Origin of the sequence: Photorhabdus caribbeanensis (assembly GCF_018448885.1) — a bacterium.
Lineage (GTDB): Bacteria > Pseudomonadota > Gammaproteobacteria > Enterobacterales > Enterobacteriaceae > Photorhabdus > Photorhabdus caribbeanensis.
Genome location: NZ_RCWB01000090.1, coordinates 1 through 1,889, shown reverse-complemented (window position 1 = coordinate 1,889; position 1,889 = coordinate 1). Strand labels below are relative to the sequence as shown.

The following is a 1,889-nucleotide window of genomic DNA, read 5'->3' as shown; positions in this document are numbered from 1 at the left end:
CTTGTTCAGGCAGGCAATACATCACTTTTTTACGGAAATATTACCGGAACTTGCCGGGAGTCTGTCACGCCGTATTAATGACAATTTTCAGATTCTGAATCCTGCATCTTCAAGTTAAGTGGGTATAGAAATTGAAATTAGATATCCTCAACAATATCAGATTGCCCCTTGTTTAAGACCTATTATTAAACTTGAGTTAATGGAAACAACTTTATTTGAAAAGCCAGATCCCCGGGCTATTTCATCGCTTGTAGCTGAACTATATAGACGTGATACCGAGGTAAAAGAGTTTTTATGTGTTAACATCGAATCGACATTTGTAGAAAAAATAGTATCTATGTTAAGACGTACAGCATTATCTGAGCGTAATCCAGAAAAGGATGATGAAACTTTAATAAGGCATATCTACGATGTACATCTGATAGCCACCAACTACAAGCTAGATTTAGCTAATGTATTTTCAATATTTATCAAAGTTGTTTCCGAAGATATTGCTAAATATGGCCGTAAACATCCTGAGTTTACTGATAACCCATTTGACGAGATGAGATATGCATTGTTACAGCTAAAAAATAATAAAAAGTACGCTCAACGCTTTGAGGATTATGTAGCTCCTATGGTTTACAATCAACAACCCCACGACTTTAAAACCTGTTTTGCAACCTTTGAAAAGATCTCAAACGATATATTGGATCAGGTAAGTTTCTCGTCAGTTTTCTAACTATATTATACCCTATAGATTTCAAGATGCATCGCAGCGGCAAGGGAGCGAATCCCCGGGAGCATAGATAACTATGTTACCGGGGTGAGTGAGTGCAGCCAACAAAGAAGCAACTTGAAAGATGACGAGTATATCGAGATCATTACGTGGACAAAGTAATTCCACCTTAAATTGAGGTTGAAATCATGAAAAATTTGTTTGTTATTATGTTACTGCTCTCTGTCATAACCGGGTGCTCCGGTAAAAATATCCCAAACAGACAAACACAAGCAGAAGAGGGATTGAAATTTGCATTTTCATCCGGTGGCAATTTTATCTTAACTCACGTTTGTACCGATAAAATCGATTATTTAGGGCCAGATGAAGGGGGTAATGACCAGATAGAAATAGCGATAAAAAACGATAAACAATGCTTTCCTCATTTTGATGCTTTAATCAATAAAAATATCGGCACCCAAATGACAGTATCATTTAAAGGTACTCATCTTGTCACGGCGACTATTCAAACTCCTTTAAGTCCTTCATTCAGAATGGGGGAAAAAGATAAAGAGCAAGCCATGAGCATTATAAACACATTAAAAAATTAAATTGTTTTTGATATTAAAGTAACCGCATTCCACCCAGAAATCTCCGCCCAATATTGGATGGAGATTTCCGGCAATATTGACTACAAAATATTAACTACAAAGAGACAAGCCGTCGTGCGGCGCCTACCGCGCTGGTTCCATAGTCTATCGCATTGGCGATCCCGGTTGTGGTCAAGACTCTGCCTCTGATCTGATTACCAATCATGCCAGCAATATGATCTATACCACTACCGGCAGCACTTAACGCTCTGGAAATCCAACTATCTCTTCCCATCGTTCTGTGCAGGCCAGTTCCAATGCCACCCGCAAGCCCGCCGAGAACACTAAATATCGGCTCAAAAACAGGTCTGGCGACGCTGAAATGCACTAATTGTCTGGCTAAACCGGCGACATGCGGGCTGATAACCCGGCCTAAGATCCTACTTAACCTGAGGTTTGCTTAAGAAGGGAACTAAGTGCCTGAGGCACGATCAAAGTTTTTGTCAAAGAAAACAAAATCGTGGAGATCCTCAGGCATGTTTAATTTAGAAGAACTTTACTGCTGCGTCGATGACTTTTGCCAAAAATTTATTCCTCTCTGG

At 39.5% G+C, this 1,889-nt stretch carries 2 protein-coding genes and 2 pseudogenes; 3 read left to right on the top strand and 1 reads right to left on the bottom strand.

Annotation, left to right across the window (positions count from 1 at the left end; translation table 11 throughout):
• The 3 genes and pseudogenes from EAE90_RS23055 to EAE90_RS23045 all read left to right on the top strand — a co-directional run.
• Window positions 1-118 (top strand): annotated as a pseudogene (locus tag EAE90_RS23055) (IS630 family transposase); the annotation flags it as partial.
• Window positions 119-721, top strand: coding sequence for a nucleotidyl transferase AbiEii/AbiGii toxin family protein (locus EAE90_RS23050; protein WP_214055431.1), 603 nt, complete (start codon window positions 119-121; stop codon window positions 719-721).
• A 185-nt stretch (window positions 722-906) separates the two neighbouring features.
• Window positions 907-1,308 (top strand): hypothetical protein, encoded by a 402-nt coding sequence (locus tag EAE90_RS23045; RefSeq protein ID WP_214055430.1) that lies wholly within the window; start codon window positions 907-909, stop codon window positions 1,306-1,308.
• Window positions 1,309-1,402: 94 nt separating this feature from the next.
• On the opposite strand, the pseudogene EAE90_RS23040 reads toward EAE90_RS23045, so the two are convergent.
• Window positions 1,403-1,735 (bottom strand): annotated as a pseudogene (locus EAE90_RS23040) (RHS repeat protein); the annotation flags it as partial.
• Window positions 1,736-1,889: the final 154 nt, after the last annotated feature.

Bases quoted from the DNA above. Each gene is read 5' to 3' on its own strand.
- EAE90_RS23045 (WP_214055430.1), top strand. From the start codon at position 907: ATGAAAAATTTGTTTGTTATTATGTTACTGCTCTCTGTCATAACCGGG.